This window comes from Hymenobacter wooponensis, from assembly GCF_004745865.1.
GTDB classification, from domain to species: Bacteria; Bacteroidota; Bacteroidia; order Cytophagales; family Hymenobacteraceae; genus Hymenobacter; species Hymenobacter wooponensis.
In genome coordinates this window covers 616,365-635,353 of record NZ_SRKZ01000001.1, presented here as the reverse complement: position 1 = coordinate 635,353, position 18,989 = coordinate 616,365, and the positions used below count along the sequence as shown (strand labels likewise).

The window sequence follows — 18,989 nt, the reverse complement described above, 5'->3', positions numbered from 1 at the left end:
TTCATGCGTATCTCCGCAGTACTTCTTTCTCTAGGCCTGCTTGCTGCCGCGCCCGCGCTGGCGCAGGTACCGGCTCCGGCCCCACCGCAGAGCAAGCCCATGCTGCTCGTGGGCGGCACCTTACACGTAGGCAACGGCACCGTGGTACCCGATGCCGCCGTGGCCTTCGACAACGGCAAAATCACGTATGCTGGAGCCCAGAGCGGCTTCAGCCAAGACAAAGCGGGCTACCAAGTGGTAGACGTAAAAGGCCAAGAGATTTATCCCGGCCTGATTCTGCCCAACACCACGCTCGGCCTCACCGAGGTAGAAGCCATCCGGGCAACCGTGGATGAGCGCGAGGTGGGCATCCTGAACCCGAACGTGCGCAGCATCATTGCCTACAACACCGACTCGGATATTCTGCCCACCGTACGTACCAACGGGGTGCTGCTGGCGCAGATTACGCCCCGCGGTGGCCTACTCTCGGGCCAGAGCAGCATTGTGCAGCTCGATGCCTGGAACTGGCAGGATGCCGCCATCAAAGCCGACGATGGCCTGCACCTGAACTGGCCCCAGATGGTGATTAAAACTAACCCCACGGAAGACCCCAAGCAGGTAGAAGCCCGCGAGAAAGGCCGCACCGAACAGCTCCGCCAGCTGGAAAGCTTACTGTCAGAAGCCAGCGCCTACCGCCAGCAACCTGCTTCGCGCAAGGAAAATCTGCGCCTCACGTCGCTGGCTGGCCTTTTTGATGGCTCTAAAACGCTGTTCATTCATACCGACTACGGTAAGGAAATCGTGGAATCGGTGCGGTTTGCCAAACGCATGGGAGTGCAGAAAGTGACGCTGGTAGGCGCCCGCGACGCTTGGATGATGCTGGACTTCCTGAAGCAGAACGATGTGGCCGTCATCCTCTCCCGCATTCACGCCCTGCCCCGCCGCGAGGGCGACGATTACGACCTGCCCTACAAGCTACCCAGCCTGCTGCAGCAAGCGGGCGTGCGGTTCTGCCTCGACTATGAAGGCAGCCAGGAAACCTCCGGCTCCCGCAACTTAGCCTTTATAGCGGGCACGGCAGCGGGCCACGGGCTCACCAAAGAGCAGGCTCTCACGGCCATCACCCTGAGTCCGGCGCGTATTCTAGGCCTCGATAAAGACTATGGCTCACTCGAAGCTGGCAAAAGCGCCACGCTGGTAGTAAGCCGCGGCGACCTGTTGGATATGCGCACCAACGACGTTACGCAGGCCTACATTGATGGCCGCGCTTTCCGCCTCGATACCAAGCAGACTTACCTACGCGACAAGTTTAAGGCGAAGTACGGGCAGCGCTAGGCCAGCTGTACCATATTGGGAACAACGGGAATTGCTGGCGACAACTGGCGGTTCCCGTTGTTCTTTAGGGCTATTCAGGGAAAACAGAACTTTGTTGAATACAAGTAAGTTAAGTGACGGATCTTTGAATATAGACCATCTTATATCTTTGGATGCTTCTGGGAAACTCGTAACTTTCTTCTTAACCAAAATGGAAACAGCTAGCTAGTCTTTAGTTACTCTGTTCTTACAGTTGAAGGAGCAAGAAATAGTTGTTGTTCTGTTGTTGAGATTTTTGTCTGCTTAATTGATGCACCTATGCCCACCTCTAATCAAATTCCGTTGCTACTAGTCGATGACCACCCAGTGGTGGTAGAAGGCTTGAAAGCACTGTTACGTACGGAGGTAGACTTACCTGTGGCGGCCCAGGCCTACAGTGGCGATGAAGCCCTGGATGTACTGACACAGCACCCTGAAATACGTGTAGCAGTGCTTGACCTTAACATGCCTGGCATGACGGGCGTGGAACTGGCCTACACGATCCGGCAGACTTACCCTAAAATCAGGATTTTGATTTTGAGTATGTTCCATGACCACGCCTCCGTGGCGGAAGTACTGGAAGCGGGTTGCGCGGGCTACGTACTGAAAACGGCCTCTAAGGCGGAGCTATCGGGTGCTATTCGGGAGGTAGCAGCTGGCCGGACGTACTTTAGCAGCGAGGTGGCCGCTACCGTGCTGCAAAACATTCAAATTCCGGCTTCGCGGGAGCAGATAAGAGAGGCCCGGGCCTCTGAGCTTACCAACCGAGAGCGAGAAGTACTACAGCTTATTGCTCGCGAATACTCAAATTCCCACATCGCCGAAACGCTCTTCATTAGTGAGCGAACGGTAGAAACGCACCGCAAGAACATTCTCACCAAGACGAATTCTAAATCAGTGGTGGGCCTAATTCAGTATGCACTGCGTAATAGATTAATTTCCTAGGCCACTACGGGAAGCGTGGGAGGCAGAATTCGGGGCGAAGGAAGTTGAAGACGGGACTTAGCGGCTGCAATAAAAGATAGGAGTAGAAGCTGCTGTTGTTTGGTAAGTGAGGGAGCTAGAACACCAGCTTTTGGTGATAATTGAACAGCTTGTCTAGCAGATCAGCAAACCGGCTACGAAGCCGGCAGTGGCAGTATAACTATGCTTGGATATTGTATTTTTTTAATCTAGTTGACCGTTAGACTGAATGCTTAAATCTGCTTATAGGGTATATGGTGCTTGATATTAGGTAATTGTAAAAATTTTGACCGGAAATAGATTAATAATTATTCAAATAATTATTGAGTTAGTCACAGAAATCCATCGGTAAAATGTATCCGTACTGGCACGGAGATGAAAATACGGGGTGCCACGGATTTACATTATAGTAAGAAAGGATATACCTTAGCAACGTTCAATTCAATGATGATTTCATCATAGTAAGCGTAGCATCCTATTCGTTTTGCCTTTCAAACAGCGTAGCATATTCTGTCTTAACCAGCTTCTGTAACCACTAACTGCAACAGCTCATGGCTTCCAAAATCCTTTCCTTCATCTGTCATGTTCCCGGTACTATGCCCGGTTCTTACCCTGCAGTACCAACTTCGACTTCGTCTAGTCGCAGTGCCGACCGCAAAGTAGAGCCTAAGGCTGCCGGAGGTCATTTTACCGCTATCTATGAGAATGAGCGCTTTGTGCGCTTCAAGTACATTAACAACGCTAGCTAATCTGCTTATTGATAAAACGATACTATACGTTATTACATTAGAAGCGCCGCTTTTCCCTTGTGTGGAAAAGCGGCGCTTTCTTGTGCTAAGCCGGTCGCGGTACAGATTTCGGCTAACTTGCACCTATGTCCATCCGTTCTGCGTGCATGACAAACACCGTCACTCGTTTCTTGCTGCCCTTGCTGGCAGTGTGGTTAATTACCTTCTCAGCTGCTGGTCAAGCGGCTTTTGTACCCGATGAAACCGCTTGGTACGGGCTGATACCCCGCAGCAGCGGCCGCTCGCTGGATATTGCCAACTCCTCTACTGAGTCGGGGGCAGCAGCCGTGCAGTGGGAGTTCACGCACTCCAATAGTCAGCAATGGCGCTTCACCCGTGCCGCAGCTGGCAGCGACTTCTACCGCATTGAGGCCCGCCACAGCGGTAAATGTCTCACCTTAGAAGGCACCGATGAAAACGCTCCGCTCATGCAGCGCCCCTGGACCGGCAGCTTCTATCAGCAGTGGAAGCTGATTCCTTCGGGCCCCATGGGGAGCTTCATGCTGGTAAGCCGTGGTAATGACAAATGCGTGGCCCTGGCAGCGGCAGACAAATTCAATGGGACGCCCATTGTAGGCCAGCGCATTATGAACCGGGCTTCGCAGCAATGGAAGCTGTTTAAGCTGCGGTTGAACTTAGACCCTCGGCAGCCTGGTTTCGGGAAGCCTGAGCCTCTAATGAGCCTGAACACGCCCGGTGGCAACGAACTTCAGCCCGTGCCTACTCCTGATGGGAAAATGCTGTATTTCGTACGTACTCGCTACTCGGGTAACACTGAAGGCGTTGCTGAATCAGGCGATATTTGGGTAAGCACGGCTCCGTCAGCCAATTCTAACTGGGCTCCGGCCACTCGCCTTGATGCCCTAAATACTCCTCAACATAATGGGGTGATGGCAGTAGTAGGCGCCAATGGCGAATCGTTGCTGGTGCGCGGACGCTATGAGCGCGACGGTAGCTACCGCGATGAAAGTGCCAGTAAGGTGGCGCGCAACCTGCAAGGCAAAAACGTGCGCCCCGCCGCCCTGATTATTCCCAACTACTACTCGGCCGGGCCAGCCACTTCGTTTTACATGACCCCCGACGAGAAGTTTCTGCTGCTCTCGCTGGAGCGTGGCGACTCGCAGGGGGGCAACGACCTATACCTCTGCAGGCCTACCGGCGACAATGCCTGGAGTGAGCCTATCAGCCTAGGCGACGTGGTAAACTCACCAGGCTATGACTTTGCGCCTTGGCTGTCTGCGGATACTAAAACGTTGTACTTCAGCTCGTATGGCCACGCCGGCTTCGGCAACGCCGATATTTTCGTGAGTCAGCGGCTTGACGACTCCTGGACGCGGTGGTCGGAGCCGCGCAACGTGGGCGCCCCACTGAATGGGCCGGGGTTTGATGCATATCTGGCTCTCTCCGCCGATGGTAAGCAAGCCTTTTATGCCTCAGCTCCCACACCCAACAGCCCCGCTGATCTGTTCCGGACAGCGGCTGGCGTAGCGCCCACCGATACCACGCAGGCTCCGCCGCCCACCGAGCCCGTAAACCCCGCAGTAGCAGCCCGGATTCTTTTTACGGGCCGCACCCTCGATGCCAAAACTCGGCAGGGGCTGGGCAGCGAGGTTAAAGCCATTCGCCTGGGCAATGACATGGCATTTAACGCCACGGCCCGCACCGAGAGCACCGGGGGCGCCTTTCAGATGACTCTACCCCCCGGCAGTTACCGCCTGCTGGCTACCCGTGCCGGCTACCTCACTGCCACCGATACAATAACCCTCACTGCCGGCTCTTTGAGCCGGGAACTGTTGCTGGTGCCAGCGGCCGTTGGCTCTAGCCTGGAGCTACCTACGCTCATCTTCGCGCAGGGCAAATACAGCCTACTGCCCGCCTCCTACACTGAGTTGAACCGCCTGGCCCGCACTCTCCAAGACAACCCCACGGTGAATATCCGTCTGGAAGGACACACGGATAACCAAGGTGATGCCAAGCTCAACCAGCAACTCTCTGAAACCCGCGTGGCCGAGGTGAAACGCTACCTGGTTACCAGGGGCGTGAGTGAAAACCGCATCAGTACTATTGGCTACGGCGGCAGCCGCCCCCGCGCCAGCAACGACAAGGAGGAAACTCGCAAGCTTAACCGCCGGGTTGAATTCACCATCACAAAGTAGCGCTCTGTAGGCCACTAGCCAGTCTTGTTGCCCATCTCAGCTCCTGACGCTGGCCTGCCGCGTAGCTCTAACCAGCTCCGGGGGCCTGCTACAGGAGCTGAGTTCGTTTTAAACGGTTGAAGGTGGCTCTGCGTATTCGAAGCATACGTGAGGCCTCGCGGGAAATGCCTCACCACAAGTAAAGACACTGGCCTAGCCGATCTTGTCTGGCCTATCCCCACAACTACACTCTGCTACCGCTATGCGCGCCCTTATTCAGCACGAAGCCACCTTGCCTAACCTGCCTTCGGCTTCCGGAATTGAAGTGGTGGGGGAGGTGGCCTACATCATCGGCGACGACTCACCTTTCCTGTACCAGCTGAATGCTGCTTCCTTGGCAGCAGGTGAAAGAACCTCGCTGTTTGAAACGGTACACTTCAGCACCGGCCGCATCCCGAAAGACCTCAAGCTGGACCTGGAGTGCCTCACGGTCATCACCACCGACACCGGGGAAACAGGGCTGCTTCTGATGGGCTCGGGCGCTACATCGGCGCGGGAGCAGGGCTTCTGGGTGACACTAGCTAAGGAGGGAAGTGTGGGCTCTACGGTGTATCCGGTGTCGCTGAGCGGATTGTACGCGGCCTTGCGCCAGCACTTACCTACGGGTATAACCCTGAACCTGGAAGCTGTGGCGGCTACCCCTGCGGAGCTGATTATTTTCCAGCGGACGGTGGGCTCGGCAGCGGGCAACTTGGCGTTTCGGATGCCGCTGGCGCAAACGCTGCACTATCTCCACCACCAGACGCAGGCAGTGCCTCCCATCCAGACTCAGTTTTACGAACTGCCTACCATTGATGGTAAGCCCGCGGGCTTTTCGGGCGCTACCTGGTTTGGTGACCAGCTTTTCGTGACTGCCTCGGTGGAGGATACTCAGGATGCCGTGCAAGATGGCGCAGTGTTGGGCTCACTGGTGGGCATTGTGGACTTAAGTAAGACATCGGCTAGGCCTGTACCCGTAACGCTGGCCCGTTTGGAGCTACCCAACGGACAGGCCTACCGGGGCAAAGTGGAGAGCGTGGCCGTGCGGCGCCGGGTGAGCAGCCACACCTACGAGCTCCTGCTCGTTACCGATGATGACTTGGGCGGCTCTACCGCTGTAACGGCTGTTCTGACGGTATAAAAAGAACTGCAGCTGCCTCACTGCGGCTCAGAACTGTACCCATGATTTTGCAGTGAAAAGCTCAGTAAAGCGGGAATGGAAAGGTGGCCTTTGCTGTTGAGTGGGCAGCGCTGCATGCTGCTTTTCTCAGCTGATTAGATGGTGAGAAAGTAGTGTTGCTCTACGGCTAAAATTGCCGCGCTACAACCATTGTCTTTCCGTCATTATTCCCTGCATGATTGTTTTCGAGACTCGTTTTCTATATCCCGTAAGTGCCGTTCGGCTTCAGGAGGAAGAAGGGATTTTGCCCGCTGAGTTTTTACAAAGTATTGCCACGCTCCGTCCCTTCCTGGAGAAGGAGAAAGCCTACGGGGAAATCTGCTCCACGAGCGTGCTTTCGCCGAGGGGGCGCCAGCTGGTCATCTATTACCGCAAAACTTACTCCGCTGATGCTGGCTTTGTAGTGGAGATTCTGGAAGCCGAAGTAGCCAAGTCGCTGCCCGCCGCACAGGTGGCCTAGCGCTGCTTCTTCAGTAAAACACAGCCCACGGTCCTGCTGCCCATTAATAATTTGCGGCGGCAGGGCGTGGCCTATTTCTAGGCCACTCTAAGCGGGTTGAGCAGAAGCCTATGAAGCTGGTCTGGTTAAGCTGAGCCGAAGCAACTCTTTCGCTTCAGGGAATATCCTACGCCAGTTAGCTTGCTGGATGCAGAACTGCTGTTGGCTGCGCTCAGCCGAACGCCGCTACAGGCTTTCTATCTAGATAACCTAACAGGCGTCGGGGCCGGCGGTAGCGCCCAGAGAAACTTGGTTGAGCTGCTGGCGCGCCAGTTGCCAGTTGGGCAGGAAACGGTCCATCAGGCCCCAGAAGCGGGCATTGTGGTAGCGCTCATGCAGGTGCACCATCTCGTGCACTACCACGTACTCTAGGCAGTGAGTAGGGCGCTTAATTAACTCTAGATTCAGCCAGATGCGCTGGGCACGGATATTACAGGTGCCCCAGCGCGTTTTCATTTGCTTGATGGCCCAGGCTAGGACCGTAACGCCTACAATGGGCTCCCAGTAGGCCACCATAGCTGGCAGCTGCTCCTTCAGCCGCTCCCGGTACCAGGCAGTCAACACTTTGGCGCGCTGCTCGGTGGTGCTGGCCTCGCGCACCCAGAGAGTAAGGCTCTGCTCTTCTTCCTGCAGCTCCACGCGGGGCCGGCCGGTGGTCAGGAGTACGTGCAGGGTGTAGGCGCGGCCTTGGTAGAAATGGGTTTCGCCGGAAACGTATTCCAGGGCAGTGGGCTTCTCACGGGCTTCGAAACGGGTTTGATGCTTCTCAATCCACGCGCGGCGGCCCAGTACCATCTCCCGGATGGCGTCGTCGGAGGTGCGGAGGGGAGCCGCCACCCGCACGCGCCCACCGTGGGCGTACACCGTCAGGCGCAGGGTGCGAATGTTTTTACGGATGATTTCCACCCGCAGATCGTCAATTTGTAACTCAGGCATACGTAGCAATCTGCTAACTATTTTCTGGCTGGCCAAATGCGCAAGAACCGTCGGGCCAGCCTAGGGTTAAAATGGCTAGGCCATCAGGCAGCGGCAGAGAGTGGCAGCAAGTGCCTACCTTGGGTATTCATCCTCCTTTCCATCCTTGTTCACGTATCCAGCATGCATCATATCATTTATATGAGTCGGGGCTCCCAGTCCATGACTGACGACGAGCTGCGCACCCTTCTGCAGCAAGCGCGCAGCGCCAACGAAAAGCAGAATATCACTGGCGCCCTGGTGTACGGCGACGGGCAGTTTATGCAAGTTATTGAGGGCGAAGAGTCAGTGCTGGCCGCTTTATACGCCAAGCTGCTCACTGATCCGCGCCACATGAATGTGGTGAAGCTGGCCGATAAGCAGATAGCGCAACGCAGCTTCGCGGAGTGGTCAATGGGCTTCCGGCCGGTGTCAGCAGAAGGCTTCACTGAACTAGCCGGCTACGTAGAGCCCGACGAGCTCGACCTACGTGTACCCGGCCTCAGCTCAGCCGACACCCTGCTCCTGCAAATGATGAAAGTGTTCGTGCTAAGTCCGCTGAAGGACTAAGTGGCCTAGCTATTTCCTGGCGCAGCACTGGCCATCCGAGAAGCCATGAGGCGAGCAAACGGCTGTTACAGCGTCGTTTGCTCGCCTCGTTTGGTATAGCTAACTAAGAGCCATTCTACATACTGCCGTCGGCTACTGGCTAAGCGCCTGCAGAGCAGCTATGGTTTTAAGGGCCACGTGCCGGTTTGGGTTTTTGCCTTCACACTCCTCATAATAAGCAGGTGCATAGAAGGATGTCACCTTAACGGCCCGCTTGTCGATCAGGTAAAACGTGTTTTCATCTCCGTCCTCAATCACGCAATGACCTGAAGTCCTGCGCGGATGTTCGTCGCCCTGCACTTGCCATAGCTGGGCCGGAACCACCTCATGCCAGCAGTGGCCTAGAGCCGGCGCCGACGCTCTGCCCGGCAGAAAATAGCGGTTAGTATCAGGCACAGCTCTGCTAAAGGCTAGTTCCTCCCTGGAAAATTTCTGTACCAGCCCTCCCGGAAAATACCGGCCTCTGGTTTCTTGATAGGGGCTGGCGTAGGTGAAAAAGTACACCTGATCTTTAAGCTTAGCCAAGATTAGGTAGTTGGGCGAGTTGTTCCAGCTACTGCCACGCTGGTAGATAATGGTGCTGTCGTAGTGAGCCTGGAAAAAGCGGTGCAACGGGAAGACCTTAGGTGTTGGTTGGGCCGCGAGGGGGTAAATAACCAGCAGCCAGCAGCTGGTGGCTAGCACTGCATAGCGAATAAATAGGGTAAGCATCAGGCGTTGAGCGATAGAAGGAGCCAGCAATTAGCTCCCCAAGGTATCATGCATCTGTTACGCCACGCTACATTCCTTTAGCTGGTTACCTACGCAAGCACTGCCGCTAGGCCACTCCACCCAGTACACACCGTCATTCTAAAACATCATGTCGAGCTGGTTGAGACACCTCACGGGTTGACGTTGCTATTACACCGGTACCATTACATTATCCTGAGAGCCGTGAGAGGCTCTAGGCCCATCAGGTGTGATAAGCTCCTTTATCAAGATGACGTGCTGGGGTTTGGGTATCAAAATCCTGCGCCTGCTCAGGTTAGCAGCTTTTTATTCTTTTTGATACAACTGTTCATGGCGCTTAGGGCTCTCTTGGGTGGCTATGTATTTATTTCTTCACTCCCACCTATCTCTTATGCTCGTGCGTCAGGTTGCTTTCTGTGGACTATTACTAACTGTCCCGCTTGTTGGGCTCGCTCAAACCGCTGAGCCGGTACCGTCCCGGTTCTATGTAGGCCTATCGGCCTATACCAGCGCTTATCAGAGAGGGAGCCGTCAGTTTGGCGGGAACACATTACCACCGGTACAGGCCACTCTTGGGTATCAGCTACATCCGCGGTTAGCCTTACAGGCAGGGGTGGCCTATAATGTTGGTAAGGGTTCTGTATCGGGCCTTTCCCATGATTTCAACGGCAATATCATCGGCGACTACAGGTCAGTCTACCGCAACGCTACTTTGTCGATATCAGCGTTGAGCCGCTATACGCTCACGCGTACACTCAGCCACCGCTTCCAGGTAGATGCGTTAGGGGGCTTCACCCTCGAACACCAGACATTCCAGAACTCCGGCTACTACACAGATACGACGCAGCCCAACGGAGCCAACACGTACGATTTAAGCTCAAGGCGAAATACTTACCTGCTGACCGTGGGCCCAAGCCTGCGCTACCGCGTGAGCCCTAAAGTGGAGCTAGTAGGGGAGGGCACCATTAATGTAGAAATGCGTGCCCCGCGAAACATAACAACTTCAGGAGCTTTAGGCGTGCGCTATCGGTTTGGGCGGTAAGAATAACAGGAGCACCTTTCGGAATCGTTGCCATAGTGTTAGCCTGTCTCCCGGTACGAGGCTGGCCTAGTCAGTAAGAGGAAGCAGGCTCCTGTTTATGAAGAACACGTGGTGATAGTTGCGCGCAAGCCGGATTAAGCTATATACCCTGGCTGCTTTGCCGGCTTTTAATCCATTATTCTTTTTCCCTCCATGGTCACTCCCCAAAACCTCATCAAACAAGCCTACGCCGCATTCAACGCCCGCGATATTTCCACGGTTCTTGCCACGCTCCACCCGCAGGTGCGCTGGTCGAAGGCCTGGGAGGGCGACTATGCCACGGGCCACAACGAAGTGCGAGAATATTGGCAGCGGCAGTGGCAAGAACTAGACCCCCACGTTGAGCCCACGAGTATCCGCGAGCGGGCCGATGGAAGACTGGAAGTTGCGGTGCAGCAACTAGTGAAGGACAAGCAGGGAAAAGTGCTCTTTGAAGGCCTAGTAAAGCACCTTTACACCCTACGGGATGGGTTGCTACAGCAAATGGATATTGAGCAAGTGTAGCAACTGATGCTAAAATACATCCACTGCAAAACGCCAAAAGCTTGAAAGGGCCGCTTCAGTTTGCTGAAGCGGCCCTTTCAAGCTTTTGGCAGGCTTTACACCTGTGCAGTACCCAGAGCCGGGGTCGAACCGGCACATCTTTCGATATCGGTGTTTGAGACCGACGCGTCTACCGATTCCGCCATCTGGGCATCTCGTTCCCACAACTCAGGAACGGGTGGCAAACTTAGTGAGACTTTCTTTAATGCGCAACAAATAGCGCTTTTTGAGATAATAAGTTCGGATTTGCTGAAGAGCCTGGGGGCGCGTATCCACGGGTAATCCCTCATAGCCAGCCAGAACCGGCTCAATGCCTGCATCGAGGGTATCGGATAAATCTTTTACGTCGTTTTCTACGCGCTGCATGATTTCGGGGTCGGGCTCAAACTCTAGCTCCATAAGCTGTTCGTTGAGGTCCATTACCTCCATCAGGAAATCAGGGGGCAGTTCCTGCTTGCCTTCTTCCAGTAGCCCGTGCCGGCCCAGGATGTAAGCCATGCGCTGGTCGGGGTCAGAGAGGGTACGGTAAGCGTTGGTGTTGAGTGTGGCCAGGTGCAAGATTTCCTGCTGGCGCTCTGGGGTGGCCGTAGCATGAAAATCGGGGTGATATTCGCGACTGAGGGCGTAGTACTTGCGCTTGAGGGCAGCCTCATCGGGGCGGAAGGTTTCGGGCAGTTCGTAAAATTCGAAGTAGTCGGAAGTCATGATAGGTCAGGAGGGAGGAGGTAAACCGCTAAAGTGGCCTACGGCGTTCGGCCAGGTTAGGCTGAGGTGTATAAGCCGGCGGCCGGCAGTTTGTTTGCCGTGAGTAAAGGCAAGGAGGTGCAGAGAGTGGCCTAGGTAGTAAGAAACTCACCCCTATAAGACCGTCATGTCGAGCTTGTCGAGACATCTCGCCTGCTGATGTTGCCATTGTAACCAACTGGCCTAGAACAGCCCATTTAGCACGTCATCCTGAGCTTGCGAAGGATCTACCCACGCATGAACGACTGGCCTAGCGCCTCGCGCTGACGTGACAAGATCCTTCGCAAGCTCAGGATGACGTGCTTTTGTGTTGGGCTACCATGGCAACGTCACGAGAACGTCATTCCTCGACTGCGCTCGGAATGACGTTCTCGTGACGTTCCTTTTGCGGCCTTTCACATACATTAGGCCAGGTCAGCAGGGAGAGTGGCAGCTTCTACGCGGTGCACGGAGAAGGCAATGGGCGCGGCAGAGAACAGCTTTTTGGTGGCGGGCCACACTTGCCCAAACAGCTCGGAGCGGCGGTAGGCGTTCAGCGCATCGGCGGAGTCCCAGTGGCTGTGGGTGCAGTAGACGTTGGGCAGCTCCGCATCTTGCCATAGCTCCAGAAACCGGCACCCCGGCATCTGCCGGATCTGCTGCTCCGTCTGCCGGAAAATTTCTAGGAATTCAGGCACCCGCTCCGGGGCAAACGTCATGCGCACAATTCGAATCAGCATAGGAAGTAAGCGGCTAAATTTCTGGGCGAGAAAAAAGGAGGCACCTACTGACACGATGGCAGTAGGTACTTAACATAATATAAAAACAGATTTAAAAACTGCTTTAGAATCAAATAAAGCAGGTTTTTAGTGGCTTAAGCTTCAGTGGGGAAGCGTACATCTACCTGCGAATCGAAGTAGAGGCCTAGCAGCTCGGAGGCGTTTCCCTGGTTGATGCCAATGCACAGCTGGTCTTGGCTGTTGAAGATGCACACCACTTCGCCGGGAGGAGCGGCCTGAAAATGCGGGGCAATATCGCGGACGGTTTCGCGGGCGAAGTGGATGGTGCTGGGGCGGTTGCGGCCCAGCACTTCCACGGCTGTGCGGGTGATGTTGGTGATGAGGTTGCCGTAATGATCCACGTGCACCACGTGGCCCGTGATGCGGTGATCTTGGAGGCGGAGCTGGCGGTTGAGGAGCTGGTAGGCCTCGGTGGTGATGGGGCCCAGCTCTACGAGGGCGCCACCCTTGGCCAGGTGCACGGCGGCGGGGGCCAGTAGGTCGCGGGTGGGGGAGGCCGTAGCGTTGGTGCCGGCTCCCAGGCTCACGAGTTGCTCGGGCTTGCCATCGCAGAGCAGAGGCAGGATACCGTTATCGGCCGAGACAAAGAAATGGCCCTCGTGCTGAGCGGCGTGCCAGGCGGCGCGCGGTGCCCCCAAATCATTGACCCCAATCAGGTGCACGGTGCCCACCGGGAAGTCGCGAAATACCGCCGATAGAACGTGAACGGCGTGCGCGATGTTAAAGGGTTCAATGGCGTGCGAAATGTCCAGCACGGGAATGGCGGGGGCCAACTGCAGAATCCGGGCTTTTACAGCCGCAACGTAATGGTCGCGGTAGCCAAAGTCAGATAGAAACGTAATCAACCCCATTGCCTAAAATTCTCAGTTATTCGTACTATTGCCAGAGGCCGTGTGAGGGCGGCAAAAGTAGGCGTTTTGCCGCGAAATGGGAGAAATAAAGTCAGTCGGACTTTTGTTGTTCTCTTGTTACGCTGCCGGACGGAGCGCCATTCCCCACGTAGATACCGGCAAGTTTATATTTCTTTCGTCACAAAATTCCCTCAGATTGGTCGAGAAAATCATCACGCTCGAAAACGTGTCCCTGGTTGAGTTTCTGGGGCCCGATAACCAAAACATCCGTCAGCTGGCGGCTGCATTCCCCGGCAGTAAAATTATCTCTAGGGGCAATGAAATTAAAATTCAAGGCCAGACGGCCGTTATCAGCCGCATCAACGAGATTCTGTCGGCGCTACTAGAGCATTATCATCAGTACGGGCAGATAACCGACAAAACGGTATCGCAGTACCTAAGCTCTGCCGACGAAGATCAGCAGGATCGTTTGCTGGCTGCCTCACCCGATGTAATTCTGTTTGGCGCTAAAGGTGGTATTATCAAAGCCAAAACTGCCAACCAGCAGCGCCTCGTGGATGCCGTGCTTCGCAATGACCTCGTGTTTGCGCTCGGGCCGGCCGGTACGGGTAAAACCTATATTTCGGTGGCTTTGGCTGTACGAGCGCTCAAGAACAAGGAGGTTAAGAAAATTATCATCTCCCGCCCCGTGGTGGAAGCCGGCGAAAGCCTCGGTTTCTTGCCCGGCGACATGAAGGAGAAGGTAGACCCTTACCTGCGCCCGATCTACGATGCGCTCGAAGACATGCTGCCGGCCGAGAAATTCAAGCTCTACCTGGAGAATAAAACCATTGAAATTGCCCCCCTGGCCTACATGCGCGGCCGGACGCTGAACAATGCCTTTGTGCTCTTGGATGAAGCCCAGAACACCACGCCCTCGCAGCTCAAGATGTTCCTGACGCGGATGGGACCCTCGGCCAAAGTGATGGTGAACGGCGACCGGAGCCAGATTGACCTGCCTACCAAGCAGAAGTCGGGTCTGATTCAGGCGCTGGACATTTTGAAGGACGTGAACGGCATCGGCTTCGTAGAAATGACCGCCGACGACGTAGTGCGGCACCGCCTCGTGAAACAGATTGTGCAGGCCTACGACAAGTTTGATGTGCAAATGCAGAAGGACCAGGCCAACCGTCCGCCCCGCGAGTACCAGCCCTACCGGCGCCCCAACGGCCCCGGGATGGCCGCCGCTGACCCAGGCCGCCACCCCGACGCCCGCCGCGAAGACGACGGCATGCAGGATCTGCCCGTAAACCACGAGCAGCTCTAGCATCCCGCTAGGCCAGTCTAGGCCACTATACCTGAAAAAAGCTGCTCCCTTGGGAAGCAGCTTTTTTCTTTTCCGTCCTACTTTCGCACGCTCACCCAGCCCGCCCCCACTAGGCGGCTGGGCTGTTACCATCCTACACTCATCCTGCTCATGAACGTCCAGCGCATCACTTCCCCTCAGGACCTCGACGCCGCACTGGCTATTCGGCATACCGTATTCGTGCAGGGCCAAAACGTGCCTGCCGATCTGGAGAACGACGCCCACGACCGTACCGATGCTATCCACTACCTGGCTCGCACCCCCGATGGCACCCCCTGCGGCACTGCCCGCTGGCGCCGCACCGATAACGGCGTGAAGCTGGAGCGCTTCGCCGTGCTAAAGCAATTTCGCAACCAGGAGGCCGGTGCCGCCCTGCTCGCCAATGTCCTCCAAGACGTGCACGCCGCCTACCCCAACGCCACAGTGTACCTACACGCCCAACTCCCCGCCGTGCGCTTCTACGAGCGCCACGGCTTCGAGAAAGCCGGCGACCGTTTCACCGAGGCCGACATCGAGCACTACAAAATGGTCTGGAAACGCCCAGCCTAGTGGCCTAGGCCAGTCAGTTGTAAACTCACTGAGGAAAGAACAACACTCCCCTCCTCAGATGATTTCGCGCATCAAGCGGCGTGGGGTTGGGGGGTGACTACTCGTTGTTTACAGAAACGCCATATCAAACTGGTTTAGACATCTCGTTTACTGATGTTATGCCAGTATCAAACTTGCCTAGGGCACTACACTCGCACGTCATCCTGAGTTAAGCGAAGGATCTTGTCACCTTAGCAGGATATGCTAGGCCAGTCGTTCTTACGTGGTAGGATCCTTCGCTGTGCTCAGGATGACGTGCGGGTTTAAGTAGTAGCAGCACGCGAGGTGTCTCTACAAGCTCGATATGGCGACCTTCTTTAGTCGTTTGAGATGTGATACAAACGCTTCGTGCTTCTACAGAACAGTAGAAGCACGAAGCGTTTGTATTTCACCTGCTTTTCTGCATTTTGCCTAGGCTATTTGGGGCCGGTTGACTTACAGCCAGTTCTGCAGATATACTGGTGCCTGATATAAGTGTAGGACATGATTAAGTGGGCTCCGTATGCCTTTGTGCGGCTGGTGCTACCCCTGATGGCGGGCATTCTGACCTACCTCTATTTTGGCAGTAAGCTGCCCCCTATGCTGTGGGCCGTGACTGGCCTAGCAGCATTGTACATAGCGGTGCAGATTTGGGCTGCCCGCCAACCCGCACCAGGAGCTACTGATGCCGCCGGTCTGCTAGCCGTGCTGACATTGTACGTGGCCGGCATCAGCCTAACGCAGCAGGCCACGGAAAGCCGCGCCACCAACCATCTAGTCCGTTACGGGAGCCGCGTGGAGTTTTACCGCGCCGTGGTCGACGACTACACTGTAGTGCGCCCCGCTACCTACGCTACCACCGTGCGCGTTTCAGCAGTGCGGGTAGGAGGGAAGTGGCTACCCGCCGTGGGCGGTATTCGCGTGTCTATTCCGCGTGACACCGGCGTAGCAGCCCCGCAGTACGGCGACGTATGGCTGGTACGCGGGGCACCCTCGCCCAGCAAGCCACCCCTCAACCCCGGCGAGTTCGACTACCGCCGCTACCTGGAATACCATCAGGTGTACCACCAGCACTTCATCCACCCCGACCAATACCGGCTTCTGGCGGTGGCCCCGCCCAATGCACTTAGAGCCATTGCCATGCGAGCAGTACGGGTGCTGGATGGGGTGTTTCGGGAGTATGTGCACGAGAAGCGCGAGTACGCCCTAGCCTCCGCGCTAGTGCTAGGCATTAAGGATGAGGTAGACCAAGCCACCAAACAGGCCTACGCCAATACTGGCACTACCCACATCATGGCCGTATCGGGGTTGCAGGTGGGGCTGCTGTTTGCGGCCGTTACGTGGCTGATAGGCCTAGTGCCGGGCCGACGCGGGCCGTGGTTCCGGATGGTGACAACTCTGCTGGGACTGGCTGTCATTTGGAGCTACGCGTTCCTGACGGGGCTATCGGCGTCGGTACTGCGGGCTGCCGTGATGTTTACATTCGTGATTCTAGGCCAAGCGGTGGGCCGCCGAGCCAACATGTTCAATACGCTGGCGCTGGCGGCTTTTGCCCTGCTATGTTATGACCCGTACCTGCTCTGCGATGTGGGCTTCCAACTATCGTTTCTGGCGGTGCTCAGCATTGTGTACCTGCAGCCGCGCATTGTGAGCTGGCTTGAGCCACGGGAGTATTTCCTGGATCGGCAGCGGCCCTGGCAACCTAAGGCAGTGCGGCGGCTGTGGGCGGCAACGGGCTGGGTAACCGATAAAGTCTGGCAGGCCACGGCGCTTTCTCTAGCGGCACAGGTGGCTACGTTTCCGCTAGGCCTCTATTACTTCCATCAGTTTCCGCTGGGCTTTCTGTTTTCTAACCTGGTGGCCGTGCCCATCTCCAGCGGCGCCGTATACGTAGGCCTCTTGCTGTTGCTGCTGAAGGGAATTGTGGCCTGCGTGGGGCTCGTGTCTGGCCGCTTGGCGGCGCTGCTAGAGTGGGCGCCGCGCGCAGTGGCCTACGTGTTTGAGCACATGATCTGGCTCTTCAACGAGTACATCTTCTGGATTGGCCGCCAACTACCCGGCGCCCTCATTTCCGGCATTCACGTAACCGCCCCACAGGCTTGGCTGATTTTTGCCGTAATTCTGACTCTGCTGGTGTTCTTCGCCGTCAGGCGGCTGGCCTGGCTGGGGCTGGCGTGTAGCCTGCTAGGCCTATTCGCCAGCAGCCGGGTGTGGGCCGCCCGCCAGCTTGCTCCCGATAAGCAATTGCTTGTGTACAGCATTCCGCGCCGTTCCGTGCTGGGCTTTTGGCACGGAGCCTCCGCCGACATTGTTCCTCTGGATTCCTTGCCCCTCACTGAATCGGAGCGCACCTACCGCATTGTGCCCGGCAGCATTCTGCGCGATGCCCGGCAGGTGAGCTACCATCCAGGGTGGCAGGGCGCGCCGGTGCCGGCACAAGTGGCGGAGCATGGCCTGACGTTGGCCACCTGGCACGGGGTACGGCTGGCCATTGTGAGTAGCCAGCTCAGCGCCGCCCATCGGCCCACGCCCGTTGATGTAGTAGTGCTGCGCCGCAATGCCCGGGTGCGGGCTGGAGAGTTAGCCGAAATTTTTGGTACGGCCGCTCCGGTGGTGTTTGATTCTTCCTGTAAAAGTTGGTATGTAGCTCTACAGGATTCTGTTTTGCAGATTGCTGGTTTTCAGACATATGATGTTACGGCACGGGGCGCTTTCGTCGTGCACCTGCCGAGGTAGGTGGGGGTAGAATGCACATTGGCCGAAACTTCTAGGCCACTCCCTACGCTATAGACTTTATTAGTAAGAGAAATTTTGCTGATTAGTGGCATGTACGCTTCTTAATCTCAGCGCTGGCAGTGGGCTCGGGTAGCTTGCTTCGGTGCTGCCTCCTTTCACCGCTTCTGCAACGCCCATGACCATGGATAACATGCCTACTCAGGAACTGGAAGACCTGCGCTACATCCGCTACGAGGCCCAGAATTCCATTGGCTATATAACCCTCAACCGCCCCGATAAGCGCAACGCGCTCAACGCCGACATGGTGTCGGAGCTTAAGCAGGCTTTCGAGTTTGCCGAGGACGATGAGACCTGCAAAGTAATTGTGCTCCGGGCCGAGGGGGACGTTTTCTGCGCCGGCGCCGACCTGGCCTACATTCAGGAACTGCAGGGGTTCAGCTACACCGATAACCTAGCCGACTCCACCCACCTGATGCAGCTCTTCCACCAGATTTACACCCTCAACAAGGTGGTGGTGGCCGAGATTCAGGGCCACGCGCTGGCGGGTGGCTGCGGCCTGGCTACCATCTGTGACTTCGCTTTTGCGGCACCAGAGGCCAAGTTTGGCTATACGGAGGTGAAAATCGGCTTCCTGCCGGCCATCGTCAGCGTGTTTCTGTTGCGCAAGATCGGGGAGGCCCGTACCAAGCAGCTTCTGCTAACCGGCGACGTTATTTCGGCGCACACTGCTCAGGAGTTTGGACTAATCAACTACCTGGTGCCGCGCGAGGAGCTTTCCGCTAAAGTGCACCAATTTGCCCGCCGGCTGTGCGTCGAAAACTCCGCTCAAAGCATGGAGCTGACCAAGGAAATGCTGGCGCGCATTCCGGAGATGCCTCTGGAAGATAGCCTGCGCTATACAGCCCAGCTAAATGCCGAAGCCCGCGGCACGCTCGACTGCCGCCGGGGAATTGCCGGCTTCCTCAGCAAAGAAAAAATTACCTGGGATAACTAGGGTTCGCCTGGTTATTCTGTAAGCCAAGCCCCGCCGGAGGTCAGCGTCTGCTGGCTCTGGGCGGGGCTTGTGCTTTACTGATCAACTACATAATTTATTCGGCTTCGGCTGCAAACAAGGC

Annotated in this window: 18 protein-coding genes and 1 tRNA gene; 13 read left to right on the top strand and 6 right to left on the bottom strand. The window is 56.2% G+C overall.

Features of this window, described 5'->3' with window-relative positions; genetic code table 11:
• Positions 1-3 precede the first annotated feature (3 nt).
• The 6 genes from EU557_RS02580 (at position 4) to EU557_RS02555 (ending at position 6,897) form a co-directional block, all read left to right on the top strand.
• Entirely contained in the window at positions 4-1,314 is a 1,311-nt protein-coding gene (locus EU557_RS02580; protein WP_135528845.1) for an amidohydrolase family protein, read from the top strand.
• A gap of 297 nt (positions 1,315-1,611) precedes the next feature.
• Complete coding sequence (locus EU557_RS02575) at positions 1,612-2,277, top strand: response regulator (RefSeq protein WP_135528844.1); 666 nt, start codon at positions 1,612-1,614, stop codon at positions 2,275-2,277.
• Positions 2,278-2,846: 569 nt separating this feature from the next.
• Positions 2,847-3,044, top strand: a complete 198-nt coding sequence (locus EU557_RS02570) for a hypothetical protein (protein ID WP_135528843.1) — start codon at positions 2,847-2,849, stop codon at positions 3,042-3,044.
• Between the two features lie 125 nt (positions 3,045-3,169).
• Positions 3,170-5,239: an OmpA family protein gene (locus EU557_RS02565; protein WP_135528842.1), complete on the top strand. Its 2,070-nt coding sequence runs from the start codon at positions 3,170-3,172 to the stop codon at positions 5,237-5,239.
• 241 nt (positions 5,240-5,480) lie between these two features.
• Positions 5,481-6,398 (top strand): DUF6929 family protein, encoded by a 918-nt coding sequence (locus tag EU557_RS02560; RefSeq protein WP_135528841.1) that lies wholly within the window; start codon positions 5,481-5,483, stop codon positions 6,396-6,398.
• Positions 6,399-6,612: 214 nt separating this feature from the next.
• Positions 6,613-6,897, top strand: a complete 285-nt coding sequence (locus EU557_RS02555; RefSeq protein ID WP_135528840.1) for a hypothetical protein — start codon at positions 6,613-6,615, stop codon at positions 6,895-6,897.
• 249 nt (positions 6,898-7,146) lie between these two features.
• Here the strand turns inward: EU557_RS02555 and EU557_RS02550 are convergent, their stop codons facing one another.
• Positions 7,147-7,872, bottom strand: a complete 726-nt coding sequence (locus tag EU557_RS02550; RefSeq protein ID WP_135528839.1) for a M48 family metallopeptidase — start codon at positions 7,870-7,872, stop codon at positions 7,147-7,149.
• Positions 7,873-8,034: 162 nt separating this feature from the next.
• Between EU557_RS02550 and EU557_RS02545 the strand changes: the two genes are divergently transcribed.
• Entirely contained in the window at positions 8,035-8,460 is a 426-nt protein-coding gene (locus tag EU557_RS02545; protein ID WP_167855063.1) for a BLUF domain-containing protein, read from the top strand.
• A gap of 132 nt (positions 8,461-8,592) precedes the next feature.
• Here the strand turns inward: EU557_RS02545 and EU557_RS02540 are convergent, their stop codons facing one another.
• A complete protein-coding gene (locus EU557_RS02540) occupies positions 8,593-9,210 on the bottom strand; it encodes a hypothetical protein (RefSeq protein ID WP_135528837.1) in 618 nt (205 codons plus the stop codon).
• 415 nt (positions 9,211-9,625) lie between these two features.
• Between EU557_RS02540 and EU557_RS02535 the strand changes: the two genes are divergently transcribed.
• Positions 9,626-10,270, top strand: coding sequence for a porin family protein (locus EU557_RS02535; RefSeq protein ID WP_167855062.1), 645 nt, complete (start codon positions 9,626-9,628; stop codon positions 10,268-10,270).
• A 192-nt stretch (positions 10,271-10,462) separates the two neighbouring features.
• A complete protein-coding gene (locus tag EU557_RS02530) occupies positions 10,463-10,813 on the top strand; it encodes a nuclear transport factor 2 family protein (protein WP_135528835.1) in 351 nt (116 codons plus the stop codon).
• Positions 10,814-10,922: 109 nt separating this feature from the next.
• Here EU557_RS02530 and EU557_RS02525 read toward each other — a convergent pair.
• From EU557_RS02525 to EU557_RS02510, 4 genes are all read right to left on the bottom strand, one after another.
• A tRNA-Leu gene (locus EU557_RS02525) sits at positions 10,923-11,004 on the bottom strand.
• 16 nt (positions 11,005-11,020) lie between these two features.
• Positions 11,021-11,557: a Fe-S protein assembly co-chaperone HscB gene (hscB, locus tag EU557_RS02520; protein ID WP_135528834.1), complete on the bottom strand. Its 537-nt coding sequence runs from the start codon at positions 11,555-11,557 to the stop codon at positions 11,021-11,023.
• Between the two features lie 443 nt (positions 11,558-12,000).
• Positions 12,001-12,315, bottom strand: coding sequence for a putative quinol monooxygenase (locus EU557_RS02515; protein WP_135528833.1), 315 nt, complete (start codon positions 12,313-12,315; stop codon positions 12,001-12,003).
• Between the two features lie 134 nt (positions 12,316-12,449).
• Positions 12,450-13,226 (bottom strand): SAM hydrolase/SAM-dependent halogenase family protein, encoded by a 777-nt coding sequence (locus tag EU557_RS02510; RefSeq protein WP_135528832.1) that lies wholly within the window; start codon positions 13,224-13,226, stop codon positions 12,450-12,452.
• A 196-nt stretch (positions 13,227-13,422) separates the two neighbouring features.
• Here EU557_RS02510 and EU557_RS02505 point away from each other — a divergent pair, with 196 nt between their 5' ends.
• From EU557_RS02505 to EU557_RS02490, 4 genes are all read left to right on the top strand, one after another.
• Entirely contained in the window at positions 13,423-14,532 is a 1,110-nt protein-coding gene (locus EU557_RS02505) for a PhoH family protein (RefSeq protein WP_135528831.1), read from the top strand.
• A 150-nt stretch (positions 14,533-14,682) separates the two neighbouring features.
• Positions 14,683-15,120: a GNAT family N-acetyltransferase gene (locus EU557_RS02500; RefSeq protein ID WP_135528830.1), complete on the top strand. Its 438-nt coding sequence runs from the start codon at positions 14,683-14,685 to the stop codon at positions 15,118-15,120.
• 522 nt (positions 15,121-15,642) lie between these two features.
• Positions 15,643-17,874 carry a ComEC/Rec2 family competence protein gene (locus EU557_RS02495; protein ID WP_135528829.1) on the top strand — a complete coding sequence of 744 codons (2,232 nt, stop codon included), beginning with the start codon at positions 15,643-15,645 and terminating at the stop codon, positions 17,872-17,874.
• Between the two features lie 190 nt (positions 17,875-18,064).
• Positions 18,065-18,868, top strand: a complete 804-nt coding sequence (locus EU557_RS02490) for an enoyl-CoA hydratase/isomerase family protein (protein ID WP_425351916.1) — start codon at positions 18,065-18,067, stop codon at positions 18,866-18,868.
• The last annotated feature ends 121 nt before the right edge of the window (positions 18,869-18,989 follow it).

What these genes read in the sequence shown, in the direction of transcription:
- hscB (WP_135528834.1), bottom strand. Translation starts at nt 11,557, where the DNA reads ATGACTTCCGACTACTTCGAATTTTACGAACTGCCCGAAACCTTCCGC.
- EU557_RS02555 (WP_135528840.1), top strand. Translation starts at nt 6,613, where the DNA reads ATGATTGTTTTCGAGACTCGTTTTCTATATCCCGTAAGTGCCGTTCGG.
- EU557_RS02500 (WP_135528830.1), top strand. Translation starts at nt 14,683, where the DNA reads ATGAACGTCCAGCGCATCACTTCCCCTCAGGACCTCGACGCCGCACTG.
- EU557_RS02570 (WP_135528843.1), top strand. Translation starts at nt 2,847, where the DNA reads ATGGCTTCCAAAATCCTTTCCTTCATCTGTCATGTTCCCGGTACTATG.
- EU557_RS02550 (WP_135528839.1), bottom strand. Translation starts at nt 7,872, where the DNA reads ATGCCTGAGTTACAAATTGACGATCTGCGGGTGGAAATCATCCGTAAA.
- EU557_RS02490 (WP_425351916.1), top strand. Translation starts at nt 18,065, where the DNA reads ATGCCTACTCAGGAACTGGAAGACCTGCGCTACATCCGCTACGAGGCC.
- EU557_RS02565 (WP_135528842.1), top strand. Translation starts at nt 3,170, where the DNA reads ATGTCCATCCGTTCTGCGTGCATGACAAACACCGTCACTCGTTTCTTG.
- EU557_RS02540 (WP_135528837.1), bottom strand. Translation starts at nt 9,210, where the DNA reads ATGCTTACCCTATTTATTCGCTATGCAGTGCTAGCCACCAGCTGCTGG.
- EU557_RS02510 (WP_135528832.1), bottom strand. Translation starts at nt 13,226, where the DNA reads ATGGGGTTGATTACGTTTCTATCTGACTTTGGCTACCGCGACCATTAC.
- EU557_RS02530 (WP_135528835.1), top strand. Translation starts at nt 10,463, where the DNA reads ATGGTCACTCCCCAAAACCTCATCAAACAAGCCTACGCCGCATTCAAC.
- EU557_RS02580 (WP_135528845.1), top strand. Translation starts at nt 4, where the DNA reads ATGCGTATCTCCGCAGTACTTCTTTCTCTAGGCCTGCTTGCTGCCGCG.
- EU557_RS02560 (WP_135528841.1), top strand. Translation starts at nt 5,481, where the DNA reads ATGCGCGCCCTTATTCAGCACGAAGCCACCTTGCCTAACCTGCCTTCG.
- EU557_RS02545 (WP_167855063.1), top strand. Translation starts at nt 8,035, where the DNA reads ATGCATCATATCATTTATATGAGTCGGGGCTCCCAGTCCATGACTGAC.
- EU557_RS02495 (WP_135528829.1), top strand. Translation starts at nt 15,643, where the DNA reads ATGATTAAGTGGGCTCCGTATGCCTTTGTGCGGCTGGTGCTACCCCTG.
- EU557_RS02575 (WP_135528844.1), top strand. Translation starts at nt 1,612, where the DNA reads ATGCCCACCTCTAATCAAATTCCGTTGCTACTAGTCGATGACCACCCA.
- EU557_RS02515 (WP_135528833.1), bottom strand. Translation starts at nt 12,315, where the DNA reads ATGCTGATTCGAATTGTGCGCATGACGTTTGCCCCGGAGCGGGTGCCT.